Annotated in this window: 18 protein-coding genes and 2 rRNA genes; 16 read left to right on the forward strand and 4 right to left on the reverse strand. The window is 43.5% G+C overall.

The window, feature by feature from the left end:
• The first annotated feature begins 219 nt into the window (after positions 1-219).
• The 5 genes from NQ541_RS03385 to NQ541_RS03405 all read left to right on the forward strand — a co-directional run bounded on the left by NQ541_RS03385 (position 220) and on the right by NQ541_RS03405 (position 8,786).
• Positions 220-3,798 (forward strand): sialidase family protein, encoded by a 3,579-nt coding sequence (locus NQ541_RS03385; protein ID WP_044940510.1) that lies wholly within the window; start codon positions 220-222, stop codon positions 3,796-3,798.
• Between the two features lie 158 nt (positions 3,799-3,956).
• Positions 3,957-4,625 carry an L-serine ammonia-lyase, iron-sulfur-dependent subunit beta gene (gene sdaAB / locus NQ541_RS03390; protein ID WP_005610490.1) on the forward strand — a complete coding sequence of 223 codons (669 nt, stop codon included), beginning with the start codon at positions 3,957-3,959 and terminating at the stop codon, positions 4,623-4,625.
• Positions 4,626-4,627: 2 nt separating this feature from the next.
• On the forward strand, positions 4,628-5,545 hold the full coding sequence (gene sdaAA / locus NQ541_RS03395) for an L-serine ammonia-lyase, iron-sulfur-dependent, subunit alpha (RefSeq protein WP_005610491.1): 918 nt from the start codon (positions 4,628-4,630) through the stop codon (positions 5,543-5,545).
• Between the two features lie 437 nt (positions 5,546-5,982).
• Entirely contained in the window at positions 5,983-7,101 is a 1,119-nt protein-coding gene (locus NQ541_RS03400; protein ID WP_023923101.1) for a C40 family peptidase, read from the forward strand.
• 398 nt (positions 7,102-7,499) lie between these two features.
• Complete coding sequence (locus NQ541_RS03405) at positions 7,500-8,786, forward strand: aspartate aminotransferase type Ic (protein WP_005610496.1); 1,287 nt, start codon at positions 7,500-7,502, stop codon at positions 8,784-8,786.
• Between the two features lie 108 nt (positions 8,787-8,894).
• Here the strand turns inward: NQ541_RS03405 and NQ541_RS03410 are convergent, their stop codons facing one another.
• The gene (locus tag NQ541_RS03410; RefSeq protein WP_005610498.1) at positions 8,895-9,902 is read right to left on the reverse strand and encodes a YeiH family protein; all 1,008 of its coding nucleotides are present in this window, start codon (positions 9,900-9,902) and stop codon (positions 8,895-8,897) included.
• A 117-nt stretch (positions 9,903-10,019) separates the two neighbouring features.
• On the opposite strand from NQ541_RS03410, the gene NQ541_RS03415 reads away from it, so the two are divergent.
• From NQ541_RS03415 to NQ541_RS03430, 4 genes are all read left to right on the forward strand, one after another.
• Positions 10,020-10,148 (forward strand): hypothetical protein, encoded by a 129-nt coding sequence (locus NQ541_RS03415; protein WP_005610500.1) that lies wholly within the window; start codon positions 10,020-10,022, stop codon positions 10,146-10,148.
• Positions 10,142-10,804, forward strand: coding sequence for an HAD family hydrolase (locus NQ541_RS03420; RefSeq protein ID WP_005610502.1), 663 nt, complete (start codon positions 10,142-10,144; stop codon positions 10,802-10,804). The genes NQ541_RS03415 and NQ541_RS03420 overlap by 7 nt, the downstream gene beginning before the upstream one ends.
• 112 nt (positions 10,805-10,916) lie before the next feature.
• Complete coding sequence (locus NQ541_RS03425; RefSeq protein WP_005610503.1) at positions 10,917-12,434, forward strand: Na+/H+ antiporter NhaC family protein; 1,518 nt, start codon at positions 10,917-10,919, stop codon at positions 12,432-12,434.
• 1 nt (position 12,435) lies between these two features.
• The gene (locus tag NQ541_RS03430) at positions 12,436-13,134 is read left to right on the forward strand and encodes a C39 family peptidase (protein ID WP_005610505.1); all 699 of its coding nucleotides are present in this window, start codon (positions 12,436-12,438) and stop codon (positions 13,132-13,134) included.
• Positions 13,135-13,226: 92 nt separating this feature from the next.
• Here the strand turns inward: NQ541_RS03430 and asnA are convergent, their stop codons facing one another.
• Positions 13,227-14,237 (reverse strand): aspartate--ammonia ligase, encoded by a 1,011-nt coding sequence (gene asnA, locus NQ541_RS03435; protein ID WP_005610508.1) that lies wholly within the window; start codon positions 14,235-14,237, stop codon positions 13,227-13,229.
• A 194-nt stretch (positions 14,238-14,431) separates the two neighbouring features.
• Between asnA and NQ541_RS03440 the strand changes: the two genes are divergently transcribed.
• Together NQ541_RS03440 and NQ541_RS03445 are read left to right on the forward strand one after the other, a co-directional pair.
• Positions 14,432-15,481 (forward strand): TMEM198/TM7SF3 family protein, encoded by a 1,050-nt coding sequence (locus NQ541_RS03440; RefSeq protein WP_147644467.1) that lies wholly within the window; start codon positions 14,432-14,434, stop codon positions 15,479-15,481.
• A 42-nt stretch (positions 15,482-15,523) separates the two neighbouring features.
• Complete coding sequence (locus NQ541_RS03445) at positions 15,524-16,339, forward strand: PHP domain-containing protein (RefSeq protein WP_005610512.1); 816 nt, start codon at positions 15,524-15,526, stop codon at positions 16,337-16,339.
• 58 nt (positions 16,340-16,397) lie between these two features.
• Here the strand turns inward: NQ541_RS03445 and NQ541_RS03450 are convergent, their stop codons facing one another.
• On the reverse strand, positions 16,398-17,279 hold the full coding sequence (locus NQ541_RS03450; RefSeq protein WP_005610514.1) for a helix-turn-helix transcriptional regulator: 882 nt from the start codon (positions 17,277-17,279) through the stop codon (positions 16,398-16,400).
• A gap of 421 nt (positions 17,280-17,700) precedes the next feature.
• Here NQ541_RS03450 and NQ541_RS03455 point away from each other — a divergent pair, with 421 nt between their 5' ends.
• Positions 17,701-19,953 (forward strand): glycogen/starch/alpha-glucan phosphorylase, encoded by a 2,253-nt coding sequence (locus NQ541_RS03455; RefSeq protein ID WP_044940527.1) that lies wholly within the window; start codon positions 17,701-17,703, stop codon positions 19,951-19,953.
• Positions 19,954-19,978: 25 nt separating this feature from the next.
• Positions 19,979-21,547, forward strand: a complete 1,569-nt coding sequence (malQ, locus tag NQ541_RS03460; RefSeq protein ID WP_005610519.1) for a 4-alpha-glucanotransferase — start codon at positions 19,979-19,981, stop codon at positions 21,545-21,547.
• 157 nt (positions 21,548-21,704) lie between these two features.
• Here malQ and NQ541_RS03465 read toward each other — a convergent pair whose 3' ends face one another.
• Complete coding sequence (locus NQ541_RS03465) at positions 21,705-22,307, reverse strand: pseudouridine synthase (protein WP_147644468.1); 603 nt, start codon at positions 22,305-22,307, stop codon at positions 21,705-21,707.
• Positions 22,308-22,441: 134 nt separating this feature from the next.
• On the opposite strand from NQ541_RS03465, the gene NQ541_RS03470 reads away from it, so the two are divergent.
• The 3 genes from NQ541_RS03470 to rrf all read left to right on the forward strand — a co-directional run bounded on the left by NQ541_RS03470 (position 22,442) and on the right by rrf (position 25,477).
• Complete coding sequence (locus NQ541_RS03470) at positions 22,442-22,810, forward strand: VOC family protein (RefSeq protein WP_005610522.1); 369 nt, start codon at positions 22,442-22,444, stop codon at positions 22,808-22,810.
• Between the two features lie 779 nt (positions 22,811-23,589).
• A 16S ribosomal RNA gene (locus NQ541_RS03475) occupies positions 23,590-25,120 on the forward strand.
• Positions 25,121-25,359: 239 nt separating this feature from the next.
• Positions 25,360-25,477, forward strand: a 5S ribosomal RNA gene (gene rrf / locus NQ541_RS03480).
• The last annotated feature ends 136 nt before the right edge of the window (positions 25,478-25,613 follow it).

Here is a 25,613-nt window from a genome sequence, read left to right on the forward strand (position 1 = left end):
AAGTTCTGCGTTCCGGAACCGGGATGGTTTCATTTTACAGAAAAAAGGAACAGGTTTCAATGCTTTAAAGAATAGGTTTCGGCAGTTCCGAATCAGATAAAATCAGATTGCGGAAAAGTAGAATCATACAAGTGAAAAAATGACAGAAAGATTATAATATAATGGACTATGTATAAATGGAAAAGTTATGCAGGTATTATGAAAAAGAGGAGGAAAAAGATGAAAAACAAAAAAAGAGTGCTTGCTCTGATGCTGGCAGGAGTTCTGACGCTTGGATGTTTCCCAACTACGGTCGGAGCTGTGAATAATGCGTATGACGGAACAAAGCCGGCAGACGGAACAACAAAAAAGCAGCCATTTCTGGCAGGTACGGGTGGAAGTACGAATTTCAGAATCCCGGGACTTGTTACGTTGAATGACGGAACTCTTGTCGCATCCAGTGATGCACGCTGGAATGGCGGAGGTGACGGCGGCGGACTGGATACGATCGTTTCCCGTTCTACGGATAATGGTAAGACCTGGAGCTATACCTTTGCCAATTATTTAGGAGATAATGGAAATGTACATAATAACGGTTCTACGGCATTTATTGACCCGGCACTGACGACCGATGGTGGGACTGTTTATATGGCAGCGGATCTGTATCCGGCCGGAACAGCACTGAACAGTGCAAGTTATGCACCAAAGACAGGACACACGGGATATGATTCCCAGCATCGTCTTGTGCTTGCAAAAGCAACAGACAGTGTGACGGCCGCTTCTGATACAGCACAGCGTATGAATGCAGCATTTACTTATTATCTGGAAAAGAATCCGGATGAGAATGCCACTTCTTATTATCTGCTGAAGGATGCTTCGGGAAATACAGTCAGCGGTTATACGGTGGATGCGTATTTCAATATCACAGGAAACGGAGTCAATACGAATCTGTTCTGTGGAGATTCTCCGTACTTCCCGTATCCGACAGATTTTATTTATGTGACAAAATCTACAGACGGCGGAGAGACCTGGTCAGAGCCGACACTTCTGGATGTAAAGAAAGCATCCGAGCAGAGTCTGCTGGTAGGACCGGGACGCGGAATTGTGATCTCTACGGGAGAACATAAAGGAAGAATCGTATTTACATGTTATGAATTTACAAATGGTGACAAGAACAGTGCGGCAATCTATTCTGATGATAATGGGGTAACGTGGCACAGAGGAGCATCTGCAAAGAATTTTAGTTCTGAGGCAGTTGTCACAGAGGCAGACGGAAAGCTGTATATGTTTGTACGTCGTGAAAATGTCTACTATGTATCTAATGATGGCGGAGAGACCTGGTCAGATCCACAGGCAATGGGAATTTCCTATAATGCGACCTGTCAGCTTACAGCTACCACATATTCTGAGAAAATCAATGGAAAGACGGCCATCTTTTTTGCGTGCCCGTCCAATACATTCAGCCGTGCGGCAGGAAAGATCTACGTAGGACTGGTTCAGGATGACGGAAGTATTGACTGGGCATATGACTACAGTATTAATGGAAGTGCATACTATGCATATTCCTGTATTTCGGAGATGGCTAACGGAAATATCGGTCTTCTGTATGAAAGCAACGGAACTGCGATCACTTTCAAAGAGATCGCTCTGAAAGATATTGTCGGATCAGCTTCAGTAGGAAGTGTCTGGCTGACAGACAAGGATGGAAATGTGATCAGTTCAGACAGCATGAAATCTTCGCAGACAAAGACTTATGCGGTCAATGGAGTTGCAGAGGGGACATCGGTTGAAGTTACATCATCCGATGAGAGTGCCGTAACAGCCGTATATGAGAATGGAAAATTAAAAGTTACTTCAGGGCAGGTAGAAGGACTGAAGCAGGCAACTGTAACGGTTCATGCAGGTTCTTATGTCAGAATCCTGAAACTGAATATCAGTGATACAGAGAACTACAAAGTTGTAGAACTGAATATGGGAGGAACAAAATCCTATACAGATACAACCGGAAATTACAGCAGCACAGATACTTCAGCACTTGATAAAAATGTGGCAAAGGTGACGATGATAGGAGAAGATCCACAGGCACCGGAAGTAAAGACAGTCGCAGTAAAAGCAACCGCAACCGCAACATTTAACGGTGCAGAGCTGGATCTGGATGACTGCGAATATACTTTTGAAGCTACAGGAACAGACAACCGGTACAAAGTGAAAGCGACAACAGCAGACGGACAGACTGTCTACCTTGGAACAAGAGCAGCCGGTTCTAATAATGTTCCAAGTAGTACGACAGAAACTTCGATCACAGTTGCAAAGCATGATACAGACAGCTTGTTTACACTGACAGATAATGCAACAGGAAGTGTAGGAAATATTTTATGGTTCTGGAGTACTGATACATCCAAGCTGTATTTCGACAGGAACAGCAGAGTTGCTGACAACTGCTATTTTGAATTATATAAGAAGTCAGCTTCTGCACCGGAAGATTCTGCAGTACACGGATATCAGAAAGTGACAGCACTTGATGAGATCCAGGGTGGCGAAAAATATCTGATCGTGACAAAGGCAGATGCAAATGGTAATAAATATGTAGTTGTACCATCTGCAGCAGTTATGGCAAATCGTTATGAGCATGTAGGAAAGCTGAAGACCAATACAGAGGGAACACCGGGAAGTACACAGATTACTTTCGAGGGAACAGGCGAAGGAACAACTTCTGTTACCATCGGTGCAGTTACCTATTATGTTGTAGTAAAAAATGAAGTACAGAAAGTGGAACTGAAAGTCGGAGAGAAATTCCTTGCACCTGGAAAGCTGATGCAGCAGGAAAGCGGTCAGGAGATTGTTTCTCTTACAGCAAATGGCGATCAGCCTCCATATGTGAAAAATACAGAGATCGTATCAGGAAAAGAATATCTGATCGGTCAGAGCTCTTATGTACTGGTAAACAGCCAGAGTACTGCATCAGGAACACCGACAGGACTTGCAATGAAGGCAGCAGACCTTGAGTCGGATGACCAGTCTGCTTATATGTGGACTGTGAAAGCGGTTGACGGAGGATATACAATCCAGGATGTCAACGGAAAATATTTAAGTTTTAACGGAAGTAATGTAGGACTGAGCGATACAGCTCAGACACTGACAGTAGGAAATGGAGCATCTGATGGATTTGGTATTTCCTATGGCGGACAGTATCTGAACAACTACGGCCGCAGCAATACAAAGGTTGCCGGCTATTCTGCAAATGACAATGACTGGTATTTATTTGCACCGGAAACAGGCTATTTCGTTACCGCAGAAAAAGCAGGAACAACAACCGTTGTGATCGGTGGAGTGACATACGAGATCGTTGTAACAGAGACAGTGACAGAGTGTAAGCATGAAAATACAGAAAGAGTCGGAGTAAAGGATCCTACCTGTACGGAACCGGGATCTACAGGAAAGCTTGTTTGTAAAGACTGCAATGAGACACTGGAAGAAGCAACAGAGATCGCAGCAACAGGTCACAGCTATGGAGAATGGACTGTTGTAAAAGAGGCCACAACAGAGGAAGAGGGGCTTGAAAAGAGAGTTTGCGAGAAGTGTGATGCAGAGCAGACAAGAAGTATTCCGAAGCTGGAAAAACCGGATCAGCCGTCTGATACGCAGAAACCGTCCGATAATCAGAAACCATCTGACAACAAAACTGCCGGAACAACAGTCACAGGCAGCAAGGCAGCTAAGACCGGAGATGTTTCCAATGTACTCCTTCCGGGAATGACCATGCTTCTTGCAGGTGGTGCTGCAGCCGGAACACTGCTTGGGGAAAAAAGAAAGAAATAAAAATCAGGATTTATAATGGATCAGAGCGATTATAAAATCTGAAAAATAAGACAGACTAATTTCAACCCTTTCTATTGGAAGGGTTGAAATTTTTTGCCCTTTGAGAAATAATATGGTCAGAGAAGTCTGGTATCGACAGAAAGAAATGGAGAGAAAAGATGGGAATTTTTGACATTATCGGACCGGTTATGGTCGGACCGTCCAGCTCTCATACCGCAGGGGCGGCGAGAATTGGTTTTGTGGCAAGAAATCTGCTGGGAGAAGATGTGAAAGAGGCAAGGATCCTCCTTTATGGATCCTTTCTTGCAACCGGGAAAGGGCATGGAACGGATAAGGCACTTGTGGCAGGACTCCTGGGAATGAGTCCTGACGATGGAAGAATTGCTGACAGTCTGAGGATTGCAGAAGAAAAGAAAGTCGGAATTGAGTTCGGAGAAGCAAGATTAAAGGAAGGACATCCCAATACAGTGGAACTGAAATTAAAAGGAGTTTCAGGGAAAAAACTGGATATTATTGGAGAATCCATCGGTGGAGGGAGGATCAATATCGCACAGATTGATGGGATTGAAACGAATTTTTCAGGTGAAAATCCGACCTTGATCGTCCATAATCAGGATCAGCCGGGGCATGTGGCAGAGGTGACTTCCATGCTTGCACAGAAAAAGATCAATATTGCAACGCTTCAGTTATATCGCTCCGGTAAAGGCGGTCGTGCAGTCATGGTTGTGGAATGTGATCAGGATGTGCCGGAAGACGGACTGGAGTGGCTGGAAAAAGTGGAAGGAATCATCAAAGTGACCTATCTGAAGAAAGCCGGAGGAAGATAAGCATGGAATATCATAGTATCAGACAGTTGGAAGAACTTTGCAAGACAGAACAGAAGCCGGTATGGAAGATCGTACTGAAGGCAGAGCAGACAGAGACAGATGAGACAGAAAAACAGATTTTTGAAAGAATGCGTCAGATGTATCATGAAATGAAAGCGGCAGATGAGGGATATGCTGCAGAGCTTCGTTCGGCAAGCGGTATGGCTGGCGGGGATGGAGAAAAAATGCACCGGTTTAATGTGACCGGCAAAAATCTGTGCAGTGGATACATGGCTCTGGCAATGGAAAAAGCATTGAAAATGGGAGAATCCAATGCCTGTATGAAGCGGATCGTTGCCGCTCCGACTGCAGGTTCATGCGGAGTGATCCCTGCAGTACTTATAAGTTATGAGGAAGTTGTGGCAGAATCAGAGGAATCAGGAGATGATCCGGCAGAAGACCGGATGGTACAGGCACTTTTTACTGCAGCGGGAATTGGTAAAGTGATTGCAGAAAATGCGTCCATCGCAGGAGCATCCGGCGGATGTCAGGCAGAGATCGGAACGGCAGCGGCCATGGCAGCCGGGGCGTTGACTTTCTTACAGGGGGGTACGACCCGGCAGATTATGCAGGCAGCAGCCTTTGCCCTGAAAAATATGTTGGGGCTGACGTGTGATCCGGTGGGAGGACTGGTGGAAGTCCCCTGTATCAAGCGGAATGTTGCGGGAGTAGTCAATGCAATATCTGCCGCACAGCTCGCCATGGCAGGAATAGTCAGTGCGATATCACCGGATGATACGATCGACAGTATGAGACGAATCGGGAATGAACTTCCTGTTTGTCTGAAGGAAACCGGTATGGGTGGACTTGCTGTGACGGAATCTGCAAAAAAGATTATGAAAAAAATGTTAAATGTTACAGAAATGTTAAAAATAGATTGAATTTTCATCGATTATTTATTATAATGATGCTAGGGTCAAAAGGTCTAAGCCCACATGAGCTTGCTCATAGGTGGGTGAAAGACCTTTTGACCCGCCCCGATATGAGCATAAAAGTGGGATGATAATCCCACGATATGCGAATATTGGGTAGGATTGTGGGAGTGCGTAGCACGGAGCAATCCGTAGGCATCAAAGTCGGGGACTTTTGACCCTGACATCTTATAATGATTGATATGAATGGAACAAAATGACCGGATATGTCTTTGACAGAAAAGTTTTTAAAAGAAGATAGAGCAGAAGATGCAACCGCTTTTTTCAGGCAGTTTTTATAGTTTTTAAGGATGATTCGTATAAATCTGTTGAAAAAAGCTGTCTGATGTTGTATCATGAACGATATATGTGGGGACATAGATAATATAATAAGGATTGGTGAAAAGATGAAATTAAAGAAGATTTGCAGTGTAGTTGTTGCAGCAGCGTTGACCTTTTCACTTTCAGTCACTCCGATTCTTGCAGATGAGGTAAGTGATCTGAAGAAGCAGAAAAAGGATACTGAGGAGCAGGTGAACAGCCTGCAGACGCAGCTTAATTCTCTGATGACAAAGATTTCAGAGCTGGAGAATGATCTGATCACGACTGGTGAAGAGATTTCGCAGACAGAGGAAGATCTGAAGGCTGCCCAGGAAGAGCAGGAGCAGCAGTATCAGGCGATGAAGCGTCGTATCAAGTATATGTACGAGGCGGGAACCGGAAGTGCAACGGTGGAAAAGGTACTTTCTTCCGGTAATACGACAAGTGCATTGAAGCAGGCAGAGTATTCTCAGGATTTACATAGTTATGACAGAAAGAAATTGAATGAGTATGTAGCAACAGTAGAGAAAGTTGCAGAGCTGAAGGATACGCTTGAGACGAAGATGGATGATCTTGAGAAGACGCAGACGGAGTATGAAGAGCAGAAGACGGAACTGAATACGACGATCACCGAGAAGAGTTCTGAGATCAAGGATCTTGATGTGCAGATTGACGAGGCTGTGAAGAAAGCAGCCGAGGAAGAGGCAAAGCGTCAGGAAGAAGCAAGAAAAGCGGCAGAAGCTGCTGCGGCAGCCGAGGCGGCTAAGAAGAATAATAATAACCGGAATACCGGAGGGACAACGAACAACGGTGGTACTACAAATAATGGTGGTACGACCAATACCGGAGGGACAACCAACAGTGGTGCTACATACAATCCAAGTACCGGAAATGCGATTGTAGATGCAGCGTATTCACAGATTGGTGTTCCGTATGTATGGGGTGGAACAACTCCATATGTCGGACTGGATTGTTCAGGACTGGTTCAGTATTGTTACAGACAGGCAGGAAAGTCGATCCCGAGAACAAGTGGTTCGATTCTTGCAGGCGGAACAATCGTCAGTGATCCGCAGCCGGGAGATATCTGCTGGACACCGGGTCATGTGGCAATCTACATAGGAAATGGTCAGATGATCGAGGCACAGCAGACGGGTGTGCCGGTGAAGGTCAGTAAAGTCCGTGTGGTATATTATGTGAGATATTAGCAGGAAAGAAAAAAGTCATCGCAGTAAGCGATGGCTTTTTTTGATTATTTTCTATGCAGGCACAATTTCCAGCCAGTATCCGTCCGGGTCAGAAATAAAATAAATTCCTCTGTTGTCTTCAACATCATATCATAAAGCAGAAAAAGGAAAAGAATCTCAATAAAAAATCAGGGAAAAAACCAGGACTGGGTACGGAAAAGAAAAGTGAAAAAATAAAAAGAAGAAAATGCATGAAAAAAGGTGAGAAAATGCAAAAAGATAAAAATAGAACCGTAAAAATTCGATTTAAACTGACAAAAATGCAAGAAACCATTGACGAAATGTCAAAAGTTGTATACAATAGCAATTAGTGTGGCGATGTCACAAGAGTATTCAAGAAAGAATGGAGGAATCCTGCAATGACTGCATACAAAGATTTGAGCAAAGAAGAGTTATTAGAGTTAAAGAAGGGACTGGAAGCCCGCTTTGAAGAGATTAAGGCGAAGGGTCTTTCATTGGATATGTCCAGAGGTAAGCCGGCTGCAGACCAACTGAATCTGTCAATGGGGATGATGGATGTACTGAACAGCAGTGAAGAGCTGACCTGTGCCAATGGCGTTGACTGTCGGAATTATGGTGGTCTTGACGGAATTGATGAAGCAAAGCAGCTTCTTGCAGATATGATGGAAGTACCAAAGGATAATGTGATCATTTTTGGTAATTCAAGTCTGAATGTTATGTATGATACAGTTGCAAGAGCAATGACTCATGGAGTTATGGGAAGTACACCATGGTGTAAGCTTGATAAGGTAAAATTCCTCTGTCCTGTTCCGGGATATGACAGACACTTCGCAATTACAGAGCATTTCGGAATTGAGATGATCAATATTCCGATGACATCGGAAGGACCAGATATGGATCTAGTAGAAGAACTGGTAAATAATGATCCTGCAGTAAAAGGAATCTGGTGTGTTCCGAAATATTCTAATCCACAGGGAATTACGTACTCAGATGAGACAGTCTTCCGTTTTGCAAATCTGAAACCGGCAGCAGAAGATTTCCGTATTTTCTGGGACAATGCCTACTGTGTTCACCATCTGTACGAGGACAAGCAGGATTATCTGCTGGAGATTTTGATGGAGTGTAAAAAAGCAGGAAATCCGGATATGGTCTATAAGTTCTCATCTACATCCAAGATCAGTTTTCCTGGATCAGGAATTGCAGCAATGGCTGCATCAGATGCGAACCTGAAAGATATCCGTAATATGATGAAGGTACAGACGATCGGACATGACAAGGTAAACCAGCTTCGTCATGTAAGATTCTTTAAAGATATCCACGGAATCGTAGAGCATATGAAGAAGCATGCTGATATTTTAAGACCGAAGTTTGAAACGGTACTGGAAGTACTGGACAAAGAACTTGGCGGACTGGAGATCGGTTCATGGATCGCACCAAGGGGAGGTTATTTTATCTCCTTTGACGCACTGGATGGATGTGCAAAGGCGATCGTGGCAAAGGCAAAAGAAGCGGGTGTAGTGCTGACCGGTGCAGGAGCTACGTTCCCTTACGGAAAAGATCCTCATGACAGCAATATCCGTATCGCTCCGTCTTATCCGACTCCGGAGGAACTTGAGATGGCAGCAGATATTTTTGTACTGAGTGTGAAGCTGGTAAGTATTGATAAGATCCTGGAAGAAAAATAATTGAAGCAGAACAGATAAGAAAAAGAAAAGTGTCGCTTTCCGATCCGCAGAGGATGATCCTCCAGAAAAGAAAGTGGCACTTTTTAAATCCTGTCTGACAGTGAAATTCTACCAGATACCGAGAATGTGCTGCATCATAAGACTGACAAAAGCAATGCCGATCCAGCAGCAGAATCCGGTGAGAATAGGTTTCATTCCGGTCCTGACGAGCTTGACAATATTCGTATTCAGACCGATTGCGGACATTGCCATGATGATTAGAAATTTGCTCAGTTCTTTCAACGGGGCGGTTACACCGGCAGGAAGATGAAAGATGGTTGTGACAACCGATGCAAGAACGAAAAACAGTACGAACATCGGAAAGGCACGTTTCAGACTGAAAGAAGATCCTTCGGTATTTTTGGATTTCCGGCTTTTGTAAATGGCGAGGACTAATGTGATCGGGATGATCGCAAGTGTTCTTGTCATTTTTACGATTGCAGCAGCTTCCAGTGTATTGCTTGCATGGATTCCGTCCCAGGCGGTAGCAGCGGCAGTGACAGAAGAGGTATCATTGATGGCGGTTCCTGCAAACAATCCGAATCCTTCATTTGTCAGACCAAGGGCAGCTCCGAGTGAAGGAAAGACGAGGGCGGCAATGACGTTGAACAGGAAAATAACGGAGATAGACTGGGCAATCTCTTCATCATCAGCTCTGATGACCGGTGCAGTAGCTGCAATGGCACTTCCTCCGCAGATAGATGAACCGACACCGACCAGAACTGCACTGTTGGAATTGATATGCAATATTTTATACATAATAAAAGCAATTACCAGTGATGTAGTGATGGTGGAAAGAATGATCGGGAGAGACTGCTTCCCTTTTGCCAGAATTTCTGTGAGATTCATTCCGAATCCAAGGAATACAACGGCTGTCTGCAGGATCTTTTTGGATGTAAAATTAATTCCCGGTGAAAAGACGGTTTTATCGGTCAGGATCAGGGTAACGATCATACCGATCAGAATAGAAAAGACCGGACCGCCGACAACGGGGACAGCCTTTCCGAGCAGCCATGATGGAATGGCAATCAGCAGGCATAAGAGCAGGCCTGCACCATTTTTCTTAAAAAAGTTCATAAAATATTCCTCCTGTGTTTTATGTAATAAAAATCTTCAGTCAGCGATAACGATAGATTCCTGTCTACAGATACTGTAGCCAGCAATTACTATAGCACATCCGGATGAGAATTGGAAATGATATCTCTTTATAAAAAAACAAAATTATGGTATGATTCTGAACGGAAAGTATTTATGCCGGAAGATATCAAAAATTATTTCCGCGATGATGTATATGATATAAAGGGGCAGAAAGAGTTATGGTAAAAGGTGTTATATTTGATGTAGATGGAGTTCTTCTGAACTCCATGCCTGTATGGGAGAATCTCGGTGAACTCTATTTACAGAAATTCGGGATCCAGGCAGAAAAAGATTTAAGTGAGATTCTATATGAAATGAGTCTGAAAGAAGCAGCGGAGTATCTGATTTCTCATTACGGACTGAAGCAGACCGTGGAAGAGGTTACAAAGGGGATTGTAAAGGAAGTAGAGCAGTTTTATGTGGAAAAAGTGCCTCTGAAAGAGGGAGTACGTGAATATCTGAAAGAATTGAAAGAACGGAAGATCCCGATGGTGATCGCCACTTCCGGTGACCGGAAGAATGCAGAGGCAGCATTGAAAAGACTGAAAGTTTTTTCTTATTTTGAAGGAATTTTTACGGCTTCAGAGATCGGAAGTGGAAAGAATCAGCCGGATCTGTATTTCGCAGCGGCACTTCAACTGGATACAGATCCGGGGCAGACCTGGGTCTTTGAGGATGCATGGCATGCAATCAGAACGGCAAAGAGTGCGGGATTTAAGACGGTCGCAGTCTATGATAAGGCGAACGATAAAAATCTGGGACAAATCTGGAATCATGCGGATATTTATCTGCCGGATCTGTTGAATTTCAATGAGTTCTGGAGCAGGGCATCTGAAATGTGAAAAAGAGAAAATCGTTGTGCTTCTGCAAGGCTTGTTATAGAAAAGGCTTGTCATTCTGTAAAGCTTCCTATAGAATGAAAGAGATGCAAATGAAAGGAATGGAGTAAAATAAATGGACGGGTCTATGTTTATTGGAACATGGTGGGCTTTGATTCCACCGCTTCTCGCAATTATACTTGCGTTTATCACAAAGGAGGTATACAGCTCCTTATTTATCGGAGTAGCCGTAGGAGCACTCCTTTACAGTGGATTCCACCCGTGGGATTCATTTGTTAATTTTTTTGAGATCATGAAGAACAGTATGAATCTGAATATTCTTATTTTTGATGTACTGTTGGGAATGATCATTGTACTGATGGCAAAATCGGGAGGTTCTGCTGCTTATGGAAAATGGGCGGGAACAAAGATCAGAACCAAGCGGAGTGCCTTACTTGCGACGATGGGACTGGGTGTCCTGATTTTTGTAGATGACTATTTTAACTGCCTGACAGTCGGATCGGTAATGCGTCCGGTCACAGATCAGCAGAAAGTTTCGAGAGCAAAACTTGCCTATATCATTGATGCAACGGCAGCTCCGGTGTGCATTATTGCACCGATCTCAAGCTGGGCTGCTGCAGTGAACTCGTATGTGCCTGCAGATGCAGGGATCAGCGGTTTTCAGTTGTTTTTGCGTACTATCCCGTATAACCTGTATGCGATCCTTACACTGGTGATGGTATTTTTTATCTGTTTTACGGGCTTTGATTTCGGACTGATGAAAAAGCATGAAGAAAATGCGGCGAAGGGTGACTTATTTACCAGCGGTGGTGATGAATTTGAGCAGGTGTCTGAGGATGAAGTGAACCCGGGCGGTAAAGTGATGGATTTAGTACTTCCGGTTGCGGTGCTAATTGTTTCTGCGATCGGAGCAATGATCTATACCGGTTATCTTGGCGGAGCGAAAGACATTATCACTGCATTTTCCGGCTGTGATGCAGAAACCAGTCTGATTTTCGCAACGATGGTGACGATCTTCTTTATGATGCTTCTGTATCTTCCGAGAAAGGTTGTAGATTTTAAAGGGTTTATGGAAAGTCTGGTAGAAGGCTTTAAGCTGATGATCCCGGCGATTACGATCCTGATCTTTGCGTGGTCACTGAAAGGAATCGGAGATGCAATGGGACTGGCTGAATTTGTAGGCGGTATCGTGGGAGAGAATGCTTCAGCAAGTATTTTCATCCCGGTAGTATTATTTGCAGTTGCGATTTTCCTGTCTTTTTCAACAGGTACCTCCTGGGGGACATTTGCGATCCTTGTTCCGATCGCAACAGGAATGTTTGCAGGAAATACCAGTCTGGAGATGATGATCATTTCTGTATCAGCAGTTCTTGCGGGTGCAGTGTGCGGGGATCATGTTTCACCGATCTCAGATACAACGGTTATGTCTTCCGCAGGGGCTCAGAGTAATCATCTGAATCATGTATCCACGCAGATGCAGTATGCGGCGATTGTGGCAGGTGTATGTATGGTTGGATATATTATTGCGGCACTTACGAAAATATGGTGGCTGACACTGGGAATCAGTCTACTGATCCTTTTGGCAATCCTGATGGGAATGAAGATCGTTCTTTCTAAAAGGCAGGCAGCATAAGATGATAAAAATTGAAGTACCATACCTTGATCAGAGTCATTATTATCCCACAGGATGTGAAAGCGTATCGACCGTGATGCTTTTGCAGTATCTTGGCTACAGGGTGAGTGTGGATGAGTTTATCCGGGATTATCTGAAGCAGGATTCATTTGAAGAACGCAGGGGTGATCTATATGGACCGGATCCGCGACATTGTTTTTGTGGAAGTCCCTATGATGCGGAATCCTATGGATGCTATGCTCCGGTCATCGTGGAGTCTTTAAATCGGATTTTTGAAGAAAAAGCAGTGGCTGAAAAGTTGCAGCAGCAGACAGAAACGGAGAAAAATATTCATTATCGTGCAGTTGATGAATCGGGAAAGACGGCAGAGCAGCTTGTAGAGCGATATGTCAGCAAAGGAATGCCGGTCATTTTCTGGGCATGTATCAATATGCGTGAACCGAAGACCGGACCAGTCTGGAAGCTGAAAGAGACGGGGGAGACCTTTACGTGGATTTCCAATGAGCATTGTATGCTGTTGGTCGGAGCGGATGAGGAAAATTATTACTTTAATGATCCATATGATGGTCATGGTGTGATCGGTTATCCAAAGGCTCTTGTGGAGGATCGGCATCAGGCACAGCACATGCAGGCAGTTGCAGTTGTGAAGATCCTGGAAAATGACTGCGAAAAGAGAAAGCCGGGAACAGAGACACTCTGAAGTACAGAGTGTAGATCTGTTCCCGGCTTTTTTGCCAGGTATACGACAAAAAGATATACTGCCGTTTTTAATCGGCAAAAGTTACACCTGCTTTATAAAAGCTGGATTCCGCCGGCAGCAGCTTTTTCTGCTACGTCATCCGGCCAAAGAGAAGACTGGACTTCTCCGATATGAGCTTTTCTCAGATAATACATACAGATACGTGACTGACCGATTCCACCACCTACAGTATAAGGCAGTTCACCGTTCAACAGAGCCTTCTGGAATGGCAGTTCAGCACGTTCTTCACATCTGGCTTCTTTTAACTGGTTTTTAAGGGAAACTTCATCTACACGGATTCCCATAGAGGAAAGTTCCAGTCCCATGTCGAGAACCGGATAGTAAACGATGATATCTCCATTTAACTCCCAGTCATCATAGTCCGGTGCACGTCCGTCGTGCTTCTCACCGGATGCAAGAAGTCCGCCAATCTTGGAAATAAATACCGCTCCCTTTTCTTTGGCAATCTTTGTCTCACGTTCTTTTGTGGAAAGATCAGGATAAAGATCTTCTAATTCCTGAGAGGTGATGAAGAAAATATCATCCGGAAGAAGAGGTTCGATGTAATTGTATCTTCTGGATATGTAATCTTCTGTATCCTTCAGTGCCACATAAACCTTGCGGACGGTATACTCCAGGGTTTCCATGTTGCGTTCTTCCTTGGAGATAACTTTCTCCCAGTCCCACTGGTCTACATAGAGAGAGTGGATGTTGTCGGTATCCTCGTCTCTGCGGATGGCACTCATATCAGTATAGAGTCCTTCCCCTGAGTGGAATCCATAATGCTTCAGTGCATATCTTTTCCATTTCGCAAGAGAATGGACGATCTCTGCTGCAGCATCATTCTGTTCTTTAATTCCAAAAGAAACCGGACGTTCTACTCCATTTAAGTTATCGTTCAGCCCGGATTCAGGACGGACGAAAAGAGGAGCGGAAACGCGGGTCAGATGCAGATTCTTTGCAAGTGCACGTTCAAAATGATCTTTTACTTCCTTGATGGCAACTTCCGTTTCACGGATCGTGAGCGGAGAGGTATAGCCTTCAGGAATTTTTAACTGTTCCATATGATTTCTCCTTTATATGATTCAATGTCTGCGATTGTCAACAGCATTCCTCTTTATTTTAAAGGGAGAGATATTATAAGTCAATTATCTTGTATTATAATGTGAAAATTGCTAAAATATATAACAGGGAATGTCTTCAGATCAGAAGAGGTAACAAAGGGGAAAAGAATCGCAGAAGAACGAAGGTGGAGTATATGAATATGAAAATGATTGTGGATTCGATCGGAAATTTTGATTTTAATGTACTGCTGGCAGGGTTTAATGACAGCTCTCATGTGCTGACTCAGGTAGAATTGATCTCACTGATCGTATTAGGCGTGTTAGGAATTGGAATCTGCCTGACCGGGTGGAAATTTGTCAGAGTGTGGGCAGTTATATTCGGCTTTGTATCTGGAACTGTCGGTGGAGCGGCAGCAGCATATTTCGCGGGACTTGCTGTGGATTACATATGGATTCCGGGACTGGTAGTGGGAGTAATTCTGACCGCATTAAGTATATGGAAGAAAAAAGTGGGCGGTTTTTGGTTATGCTGGCTGATGACAGCACTGGTGGGAGTCCATCTTCTGAAACCGGACAGTGTGATTCTGTGGGGAGTCTGTATCGGTGTCGGTCTGCTTGTAGCAGTAGTCTTTATTTGGTTTTCAAGCATTGTTACGATTTTTGTCACTTCCATTTTTGGCGGTATGGTTACAGGAAGCTGTATTTATTATCTGATTCCTGTAAATATGAGATGGATCCATATTGTATTATGCATAGTGGCAGCGGTACTCGGAGTGTGGATTCAGATGCTCATGGAATCGGGTAAGCAGAAAAAGAGCAATCTGAAGACAGCGGAAAAGATCCGTGAAAATAATTCTACAGAAAATGATGTGGAACGAGCAAGAAACTGGATCGATGAAGTAGAAGAGGATGACCAGATGGTGGAAGAGGACCAGATGGAAAAGGAAGACGCATCTGAAGTGGAGGAAGAGGAGTATTATTTTGATGAAGAAGATTCCACGATAGAAGAAGATTATTATTTGGATGAGGAAGCCCCTGAGACAGAGGAAGAAGGGGATTTGGATGAGGAAGACCCTGAGACAGAGGAAGACGAGTATTTGGATGAGGAAGACTCTGAAATAGACGAAGATTACTATTTGGATGACGAAGATTCTGAAATAGAGGAAGATTACTATTTGGATGACGAAGATCCTGAAATAGAGGATGAGGACTATTATGACGAGGATGAATCAGGGGAAGAATAACAGGTATGGAAGTGGATTCTTTCAGAAAAGGAGGCTGTGCGTATGAAGATTGATATGCATTGTCATGTAAAAGAAGGCTCAATAGACAGCAGAGTCGGGATTGAAGAGTATATTGAAATTCTGAAGAAAAAGGGATTCCAGGGAATGGTAATCACGGATCATGATACGTATAACGGATACCGTTACTGGAAAGAGAATATCAAAGGAAAGAAGCATACAGATTTTGTTGTACTGAAAGGGATTGAATATGATACGCGTGATGCGGGTCATATCCTGGTGATCATGCCGGAAGGAGTTAAGATCCGTCTGCTGGAAATGCGGGGAATGCCGCTGGCGTTGTTGATCGATCTGGTTCATCGTAATGGCGGAGTTCTTGGACCTGCACATCCATGCGGTGAAAAGTATATGAGTTTTACGCATGCAAGAAAATTCTACCAGTCACCGGAGATTATCAAGCGTTTTGATTTTGTAGAGGGATTTAACAGTTGTGAGACAACGGAGTCCAATGCCGGAGCGATGAAGCTTGCAAAGAAATATGGAAAGCTGACAACCGGAGGAAGTGACTCCCATAAAAGTGAATGTGTAGGTCGGGGGTATACGATCCTGCCTGAACCGGTCAGTTGTGAGACGGAGCTGATCTCCCTGATCCATAAAAAGACTCCGCTAAAAACAGGTGGAGTACTTTACAACAAGACGACGAAAGAGAAGATCGGAAAGATCAACAAATTCCTGGTATACTCATTCTGGGTCTATAATAAAAGTGGTGAATTGTTAAAGCGTCATGGCAGAAATAAAAAAATGGAAGAGGAGCATCCATTTGATCCGATCGACCCGATCGAATTATATTATCATCCGTAATACGTTCCGCATGGAAAGGAATAAAAGAGTCAGAAAAACTGGAAATACAGAAGCGGCTTCAGTGTAAGCCGCTTCTGTATTTTCCGGGAGTAGTTCCATATTTTCTTTTAAAAAGCCGGTTGAAGTAAGAAAGGTGTTCAAAGCCACATTCTTCAGCAATCGTAAGAACGGAGTCGGAAGAATTTTTCAGTTTCTGTCCGGCAATCGTAAGTCGGTAGTCATTCAGATATTCGATAAAACCGGTTCCCATATGAAGTTTAAAAAATTTCATAAAATGTGATTTACTGTAATAAGTGAGAGCGGCCATATCTTCAATGGAGACTGGTTCAGTATAATGTTCTTCTACATATCTGAGGACAAGCTTCATTTTTTCGAGAGATTTTAACCGGGGAGAAGAGGCGTGTTCCTTTTTTTTCTGATTTGAGATCAGAATGTAAAAGAACTGAAAAAGATAACCTTTTAATGCAAGTTGCCATCCGTCAGGACGGGTTTCGCATAACAGGTCAATCTGACAAATACACTCAGTAAGCTGTCCATGGCAGGGGACGGCAGGAGTAAAAAAAATCTCTACAGGAACAGAACCTGACATAAGAGGACGGAGAAACTGCGTGGCACAGAGATCATTGTCCCCGGAGATGAGAAGTTCGGGAAGTAAAAGGATATTTTCGTATTCCATGGAATCGGATTCATGTTGTTCGATGGAATGAAGACAGCCCGGACGGATAAAAATGATGTCTCCTGCATTGACGATCTTTTTCTGAAAATCGACTGAGATCAGACCATGCCCTTTTTTTATAACAATCAGTTCCAGTTCGTCGTGCCAGTGAAGCGGGACGCGGGTAAAATCCAGTGGAATGGAACAAGGATAAGTATTGTATGGAAATTCTGCAGTTGTGTGCTGCTTGGTTTCGTGATAATTCTGATAATTATTGATCTGCAAATAAATCTGCTCCTTTCAGAGTGGTTCATGGATGAGCGACAGGATCGACTCACATAATGCCTGCTTATACAATAGAATGATGTCGGGGTCAAAAGCCCCCGACTTTGATGCCTACGGATTGCTCCGTGCTACGCACTCCCACAATCCTACCCAATCTTCACATATCGTGGGATTATCATCCCACTTTTATGTTCATATCGGGGCGGGTCCTAAGGTTTTTCACCCACCTATGAGCAAGCTCATGTGGGCTTAGACCTTTTGCCACTGGCATCATAGAATGATAGTATTGTACTATAAAATGAAATTATATTGCAAGAAAAGATAAAAAAATAGTATTAAAATACATATTGTGAAAATAAGATAAAGACGGGCGGTGTGGAATCGCCATAGAATGGAACGGAATGAAAAAGGAGAAGAGACTATGAATATGCAGGAAAAGCTGGATCAGATACTGGGAAAAGAGATTTCACAGGCATCTAATGAAGAAATTTATGATGCTCTGTTGACAATCGTACAGGAGATGGCTTCAAAAAAAGAGCGTACGGACAGCAAAAAGAAATTATATTATATTTCGGCAGAATTTCTTATTGGAAAATTATTGTCTAATAATATGATCAATCTTGGAATCTACAAAGAAGTAAAAGAAATTCTTGAAAAGCATGGAAAGAATTTAAGCGAGATCGAAGAAATAGAACCGGAACCGTCTTTGGGAAATGGGGGGCTTGGAAGACTTGCAGCGTGCTTCCTGGATTCCATTGCAACGCTTGGACTTGCGGGAGATGGTGTCGGACTGAATTATCATCTTGGATTGTTCAGACAGGAATTTAAGAATAACCTGCAGAAGGAAACTCCGAACCCATGGATCGAGAAGAAATCGTGGCTTAAAAAGACCGATATAGTATATCCGGTATCCTTCAGAGGTCTGGACGTCAAAGCAAGAATGTACGATATTGAAGTGACAGGATATAATAATCTGACAAATAAATTACATCTTTTTGATCTTGACTCAGTAGATGAGACGATCGTGGAGGATGGAATTGATTTTGACAAAAAAGAGATTGAGAAGAACCTGACGCTGTTCTTATATCCGGATGACAGTGATGAAAATGGAAGACTTCTTCGTATTTATCAGCAGTATTTTATGGTCAGTGCGGGAGCACAGATGATTTTGGATGAATGTGTTGCAAAAGGCTGTAAGCTGTATGATCTTCCGGAGTATGCGGTGATCCAGATCAACGATACACATCCGACTATGGTGATCCCTGAACTGATTCGTCTGCTGATGCTGCGTGGCATGGATATGGATGATGCAGTGAAAGTGGTATCAGAAACGTGTGCATATACCAATCATACGATCCTTGCAGAAGCATTAGAAAAATGGCCGGTTGCATATCTGAAGAAGGTTGTTCCGCAACTGGTTCCGATCATTGAAGTTCTGGATGATAAAGTAAGAAGAAAATATGAGGATGAGAGCGTATCCATCATTGACCGGAATGATACAGTCCATATGGCACATATAGATCTGCATTACGGATTTAGTGTCAATGGTGTTGCTTCACTGCATACTGAGATTTTAAAAGAGACGGAACTGAATAACTTTTATAAGATCTATCCTGAAAAATTTAATAATAAGACCAATGGTATTACGTTCCGCCGCTGGCTGCTTCACTGCAATCCAGCTCTGACAGAACTGATCGATTCGCTGATCGGGGAAGGGTACAAGAAGGATGCAGCAGAACTGGAAAAGCTTTTGAAGTATCAGGATGATGAAAAGGTTCTCGAAAGGCTTGTGAAGATCAAAAAAGAAAATAAAAAAGCACTGTGCAGATACCTGAAAGAAACGCAGGATATAGAGATCAGCCCGGATACGATCTTTGATATCCAGATCAAAAGGCTTCATGAGTATAAGCGTCAGCAGTTAAATGCGTTATATATTATTGATAAATACCTGGAAATCAAAGCAGGCAAGATTCCGGCTGCACCGGTAACTGCGATTTTTGGGGCAAAAGCTGCACCGGCATATGTGATTGCAAAAGATATCATCCATCTGATCCTCTGTCTGCAGGAGATCATTAACCATGATCCTGATGTAAGTCCTTACCTGAAAGTAGTGATGGTGGAAAATTATAACGTAACGAAAGCTGAAAAACTGATTCCGGCATGTGATATTTCTGAGCAGATCTCACTTGCATCAAAAGAGGCAAGCGGAACAGGAAATATGAAATTTATGCTGAACGGAGCGGTGACTCTCGGAACGGAAGATGGTGCAAATGTAGAAATCCATGAACTGGTGGGAGATGACAACATTTTTGTATTTGGAGCTTCCAGTGATGAAGTGATCGAACATTATGCAAAAGCTGATTACGTTTCAAAAGAATTTTATGAAAAGAATCCTGCGATCAAAGCTGCAGTTGATTTTATCACGAGCAAGGAAGTGCTTGCAGTAGGACAGAAGGAGAATCTGGAAAGACTTCAGCATGAGATCATCAGTAAAGACTGGTTTATGACACTGCTTGATTTTGATGCTTATAAAGAAAAGAAGGAAGAAGCACTGGAGGCATATGCAGATCAGAAAGCATGGGCAAAGAAAGCACTGATCAATATTGCAAAAGCCGGATACTTTTCTTCTGACAGAACGATCGAAGAGTATAATCAGGATATCTGGAAACTGTAACGGCGAAAGATCTGGAGGAAATAAAATGAAAAGAGCGAGTGGAGTTTTGATGCCGGTATTTTCGCTGCCATCAAAATATGGAATAGGGTGCTTTTCAAAAGAAGCATACAAATTTGTAGATCAACTGAAAAAGGCGGGACAGAGTTACTGGCAGATCCTGCCGCTTGGTCCGACCGGATATGGTGATTCACCATATCAGTCATTTTCTACCTATGCCGGGAATCCGTATTTTATTGATCTGAAGACGCTGGTGAAAGAGGGACTTCTGACAAAGAAGGAGTGTAAGGAAGTACGCTGTAAAGAACAGAAAAAGATTGATTATGAAAAAATATATCAGAACAGATTTAAGATTCTGAAAAAGGCATACAGACGATTTCAGAAAAATGATAAGTACGAAAAATTTCTCGAAGAAAATGCATTCTGGCTGGAAGATTATTGCATGTATATGGCAATTAAAGACGCCCATGAGGGAAAAAGCTGGAGCGAATGGGAAGAGCTTTTAAAGAAAAGGGAAAAAACTGCACTTGAAAAAGTAAAGGAAGAACTGGAAGATGAGATCGGCTTCTATCAGTTCCAGCAGTATGAATTTGATCGGCAGTGGAAAAAGCTGCATACTTATGCAAAAGAACAGGGAATTCAGATCATAGGTGATATCCCGATCTATGTGGCTTTTGACAGTGCAGATGCATGGGCTGCACCTGAATTATTTCAGTTTGATGAAGAAAATAATCCGATCAGAGTAGCAGGATGCCCACCGGACGCATTTGCAAAGACGGGACAGCTTTGGGGAAATCCATTATATAACTGGGAGTATCATCAAAAGACCGGGTACGCATGGTGGATTCAGAGAATCCGGTACTGTTTTCAGCGCTATGATGTTGTAAGGATCGATCATTTCAGAGGATTTGATGAATATTATGCAATTCCATACGGTGAGTCGACTGCGGAAAATGGAACATGGATGCCCGGACCGGGAATGAAACTTTTTCAGGCCATTGAAAAAGAGCTTGGAAGACCGGAAATTATTGCGGAAGATCTCGGCTTTCTGACAGAGAGTGTCCTTCAGATGTTGAAAGAAAGTGGATTCCCGGGAATGAAGGTGCTTCAGTTTGCATTTGATCCAAGCGGGGAATCAGTTTATCTTCCTCACAGATATTCTGAAAATTGTGTGGTTTATACGGGAACGCATGATAATGATACGACCAGAGGATGGTATCGCACACTGGATAAAGAAAGCCGTGATTTTGCAAAAGAATATATGGGTGTTTCCAGGCTGGATGATGATACATTGACGTGGGATTTTATGCGGCTTGCAATGGGAAGTGCAGCACAATTATGCGTGACACCGATACAGGATATTCTGGGAATTGACGGAAGTGGAAGAATTAATATGCCTTCCACATTGGGTGGAAACTGGACCTGGCAGATGGAAAAGGGAGCATTTGATAAAAAGATAGTTCATAAACTATATCGGATGACCCAGTTATATGGCAGGCTGAATGAACAGATAAAAAAGCAGCCTGAACCAGGTATGGAAAATCTGAAATGTAAAGAAAAAAGAGTAGGAAAGAATAAAAAGCTCAGAAAAGAATAGAGCAGGAAAGAATCAAAGATCAGAAAAGAATAGAGCAGGAAAGAGCAGAAAAAATAGAAGGATCAGGAGATCGGGAAAGCATAGTAAAGCAATCTCGTTTCCTGATCTTTCTTAATGTGAGTAACAGACAAAAAGTTTGCTGAGTCCATGGAATCTCTTAAACAGGAGAATTTTTTTCAAAGGGGAAAATTTCTTTCCATTTTCCAGGGGCAAGGGATTCATCTAAATGAATGTCATCAATAGAAATCCGCTTTAATTCGATCACGCAGCAGTGAACAGCCTTCATCATACGGCGGATCTGACGTTTACGTCCTTCACTGATGGTGATTTCTCCATAGGTAACCGGATGGGAAGGCAGATTAGTACGGACTGCATTCCGCACTTCTGGATGCAGCGTATCAAGAATATTAGCAAGAGTATCCTTTTTGAAAAGAGTGATCTTTGCAGGAGAAGTAGGAACAGGAGATCCTTTTAGCAAAATTCCATTTTCCAGGAACTGGCGTCGATCTTCTGTCAGGTCTCCGAGGACGGTAAAAAGATAAGTCTTTTTCTTATGATAGGCAGGATGAGTGAGCTGTTGATTCCAATTACCGTCATCTGTAATGAGCAAAAGACCGGTTGTCTCACGGTCTAAACGTCCGACAGGATTCAGACGGTCATTGTGCAGTTCTGAAAAATAATCCATAACAGTTGGGTAAAGAGTGTCGCGACGTGCAGTAACGCAGCCAAATGGTTTGTTGAACATATAATAATGGAACATATTAGTACTCCTTGAATCTATGCACTTGCTATCAAGTAGAGAAAGCAAGTGTATTACTGGTAAAGTAGCAGAAAAATCAGCATTTATTTTTGAAAATATAGCTGTAAAGATGATTATACTCAAAATAAGATTATGTGAAAAGGGAATATTTTATAAAAAATGCAAAGTGGTATCAAGAAATGCTTGGATTCAGAGTTGCCGGAAAATTTCCGGGAAAAGGTGGACATAATGTATACTTTTTAGAGAATCCGTCAGACGGAAAGATGTATGAAATGTCTCAGAGAGACCAGCTCCCGGGAGGTACGACAACCAGGGGTGATCATATTGCATATCGGTCAGAAGAGTTAGAGAAAGATTATACATATTGCAAAGAGCATGGATATAAGATTGTCTCAGATGAGATTGAAGTCAGTCCGAATTTTTGGGAGAAAGGTTCGAGATGCTTTAAAATTGAAAGTCCGTGTGCATTCTGCCAAATGCATGCGGATTCTTTTGGCTCCTGAAAAACTTTCTACTATATAAAGCTGTATCCGTTATAATTGTGAAAGAAATAGTCTTGCAGAAACAAAACGAATTATCAGAATATTCAGAATTGCATGAAAAATATAAAAAATATTGACAATTAAGAACAGGCATGGTAAGATAACATTCGTCGCTGAGGAACAGCACTGAGAGCAACAAAAGAACGGAAGAGCAGAGAAGACGCGGAGGCGGGACATTCCTGGTTGGAAGTGATTGGAAAGATTGAAAATCAATCAAAAAAAGTTGTTGACAGAATGATCTGAATGTGATAGTATAGACAAGCTGTCGCTAGAGGCGGATATGAAAATTCCAAATCAAACGAAACAGAAAAATAAAAAAGTTCTTGACAAAGAGAAAAGCTTTTGATAAAATATAAAAGCTGTCGCTTGAAAAGAACAGTGAAAAGAACCTTGATAATTGAACAATAGACAACAATAACCCTTGAAAATTTCTTTAAGAGAAGATTTTCGAAAAGCGAAGACTGCACGAACAAAGCAGCAGTTTTGAAAGCTTGCTTTCAGAAAGTGATGCTTGTGAGTATTGGCGAAGCCACGAAAGCGAAAAACGAAGTTTTGAGCTTGAGGCAGTCGAGCGAACGGTTAAAAACCAAACAACAGTAAAAAGGGAAGAATTAGCTAGTATGTTGATTCTGAACTGGATACAAACGAAGCTTCGACAGTTCTAAGTTTGTGAGAGACCTCACTAAGAACATGCGAAGCGTATGCGAACATAAGGTTTTAAAAGACAAAACCTAAGTTCTTTATACGAGAGTTTGATCCTGGCTCAGGATGAACGCTGGCGGCGTGCTTAACACATGCAAGTCGAGCGAAGCACTTAGGAAAGATTCTTCGGATGATTTCCTATTTGACTGAGCGGCGGACGGGTGAGTAACGCGTGGGTAACCTGCCTCATACAGGGGGATAACAGTTAGAAATGACTGCTAATACCGCATAAGACCACAGCACCGCATGGTGCAGGGGTAAAAACTCCGGTGGTATGAGATGGACCCGCGTCTGATTAGTTAGTTGGTGGGGTAACGGCCTACCAAGGCGACGATCAGTAGCCGACCTGAGAGGGTGACCGGCCACATTGGGACTGAGACACGGCCCAAACTCCTACGGGAGGCAGCAGTGGGGAATATTGCACAATGGGGGAAACCCTGATGCAGCGACGCCGCGTGAGCGAAGAAGTATTTCGGTATGTAAAGCTCTATCAGCAGGGAAGAAAATGACGGTACCTGACTAAGAAGCCCCGGCTAACTACGTGCCAGCAGCCGCGGTAATACGTAGGGGGCAAGCGTTATCCGGATTTACTGGGTGTAAAGGGAGCGTAGACGGAGCAGCAAGTCTGATGTGAAAACCCGGGGCTCAACCCCGGGACTGCATTGGAAACTGTTGATCTGGAGTGCCGGAGAGGTAAGCGGAATTCCTAGTGTAGCGGTGAAATGCGTAGATATTAGGAGGAACACCAGTGGCGAAGGCGGCTTACTGGACGGTAACTGACGTTGAGGCTCGAAAGCGTGGGGAGCAAACAGGATTAGATACCCTGGTAGTCCACGCCGTAAACGATGACTACTAGGTGTCGGGTGGCAAAGCCATTCGGTGCCGCAGCCAACGCAATAAGTAGTCCACCTGGGGAGTACGTTCGCAAGAATGAAACTCAAAGGAATTGACGGGGACCCGCACAAGCGGTGGAGCATGTGGTTTAATTCGAAGCAACGCGAAGAACCTTACCTGCTCTTGACATCCCGGTGACGGCAGAGTAATGTCTGCTTTTCTTCGGAACACCGGTGACAGGTGGTGCATGGTTGTCGTCAGCTCGTGTCGTGAGATGTTGGGTTAAGTCCCGCAACGAGCGCAACCCCTATCTTCAGTAGCCAGCGGTAAGGCCGGGCACTCTGGAGAGACTGCCAGGGATAACCTGGAGGAAGGTGGGGATGACGTCAAATCATCATGCCCCTTATGAGCAGGGCTACACACGTGCTACAATGGCGTAAACAAAGGGAAGCGAACCCGCGAGGGTGGGCAAATCCCAAAAATAACGTCTCAGTTCGGATTGTAGTCTGCAACTCGACTACATGAAGCTGGAATCGCTAGTAATCGCGAATCAGAATGTCGCGGTGAATACGTTCCCGGGTCTTGTACACACCGCCCGTCACACCATGGGAGTCAGTAACGCCCGAAGTCAGTGACCCAACCGTAAGGAGGGAGCTGCCGAAGGTGGGACCGATAACTGGGGTGAAGTCGTAACAAGGTAGCCGTATCGGAAGGTGCGGCTGGATCACCTCCTTTCTAAGGAAGAAATGCTTTCTTTCGTCTGGAACAATCCAACTAAAACGGATGAAATATTTCCTTTCATTTGGAATAATCCAACGAGAACGGAAGAAAGAAGTAGAGGAATTTTACTGTTGTCTATTGTTGGGTTATCAAGTAGAGGGATGTTCTCCTTACTAGGTTCGAAAGAACCTCACCAAGTGCGGAGAACAAGCTTAGGACTAAGCTCGAAAAGACCTCGCTAAGACCTATAGCTTTTTGGTGGCGATGCGTTCAGGGGCAACACCCGTTCCCATCCCGAACACGATGGTAAAGACCTGAACGGCCGATGGTACTGCACTGGAGACGGTGTGGGAGAGTAGGTGGCCGCCAAATTTAAAAAGAAAAAGACAAGGTCTGACGGAAACTTCAGAAAACTAAGGTTCGAAAAAACCTCACCAAGAATTCTGAAGTACCAATCGACTAACGTGCGAAAAGACCGCACGAAGTCTTTAGGCATAGATACAGGCAC

The sequence above is a fragment of the [Ruminococcus] lactaris ATCC 29176 genome, from assembly GCF_025152405.1.
Lineage (GTDB): Bacteria > Bacillota > Clostridia > Lachnospirales > Lachnospiraceae > Mediterraneibacter > Mediterraneibacter lactaris.

Bases quoted from the DNA above. Each gene is read 5' to 3' on its own strand.
- NQ541_RS03440 (WP_147644467.1), top strand. From the start codon at position 14,432: ATGAATATGAAAATGATTGTGGATTCGATCGGAAATTTTGATTTTAAT.
- NQ541_RS03410 (WP_005610498.1), bottom strand. From the start codon at position 9,902: ATGAACTTTTTTAAGAAAAATGGTGCAGGCCTGCTCTTATGCCTGCTG.
- NQ541_RS03455 (WP_044940527.1), top strand. From the start codon at position 17,701: ATGAATATGCAGGAAAAGCTGGATCAGATACTGGGAAAAGAGATTTCA.
- NQ541_RS03415 (WP_005610500.1), top strand. From the start codon at position 10,020: ATGATATCTCTTTATAAAAAAACAAAATTATGGTATGATTCTGAACGG.
- malQ (WP_005610519.1), top strand. From the start codon at position 19,979: ATGAAAAGAGCGAGTGGAGTTTTGATGCCGGTATTTTCGCTGCCATCA.
- NQ541_RS03420 (WP_005610502.1), top strand. From the start codon at position 10,142: ATGGTAAAAGGTGTTATATTTGATGTAGATGGAGTTCTTCTGAACTCC.
- NQ541_RS03385 (WP_044940510.1), top strand. From the start codon at position 220: ATGAAAAACAAAAAAAGAGTGCTTGCTCTGATGCTGGCAGGAGTTCTG.
- sdaAA (WP_005610491.1), top strand. From the start codon at position 4,628: ATGGAATATCATAGTATCAGACAGTTGGAAGAACTTTGCAAGACAGAA.
- asnA (WP_005610508.1), bottom strand. From the start codon at position 14,237: ATGGAACAGTTAAAAATTCCTGAAGGCTATACCTCTCCGCTCACGATC.
- NQ541_RS03430 (WP_005610505.1), top strand. From the start codon at position 12,436: ATGATAAAAATTGAAGTACCATACCTTGATCAGAGTCATTATTATCCC.
- NQ541_RS03400 (WP_023923101.1), top strand. From the start codon at position 5,983: ATGAAATTAAAGAAGATTTGCAGTGTAGTTGTTGCAGCAGCGTTGACC.
- NQ541_RS03445 (WP_005610512.1), top strand. From the start codon at position 15,524: ATGAAGATTGATATGCATTGTCATGTAAAAGAAGGCTCAATAGACAGC.
- NQ541_RS03425 (WP_005610503.1), top strand. From the start codon at position 10,917: ATGGACGGGTCTATGTTTATTGGAACATGGTGGGCTTTGATTCCACCG.
- NQ541_RS03405 (WP_005610496.1), top strand. From the start codon at position 7,500: ATGACTGCATACAAAGATTTGAGCAAAGAAGAGTTATTAGAGTTAAAG.
- sdaAB (WP_005610490.1), top strand. From the start codon at position 3,957: ATGGGAATTTTTGACATTATCGGACCGGTTATGGTCGGACCGTCCAGC.
- NQ541_RS03465 (WP_147644468.1), bottom strand. From the start codon at position 22,307: ATGTTCCATTATTATATGTTCAACAAACCATTTGGCTGCGTTACTGCA.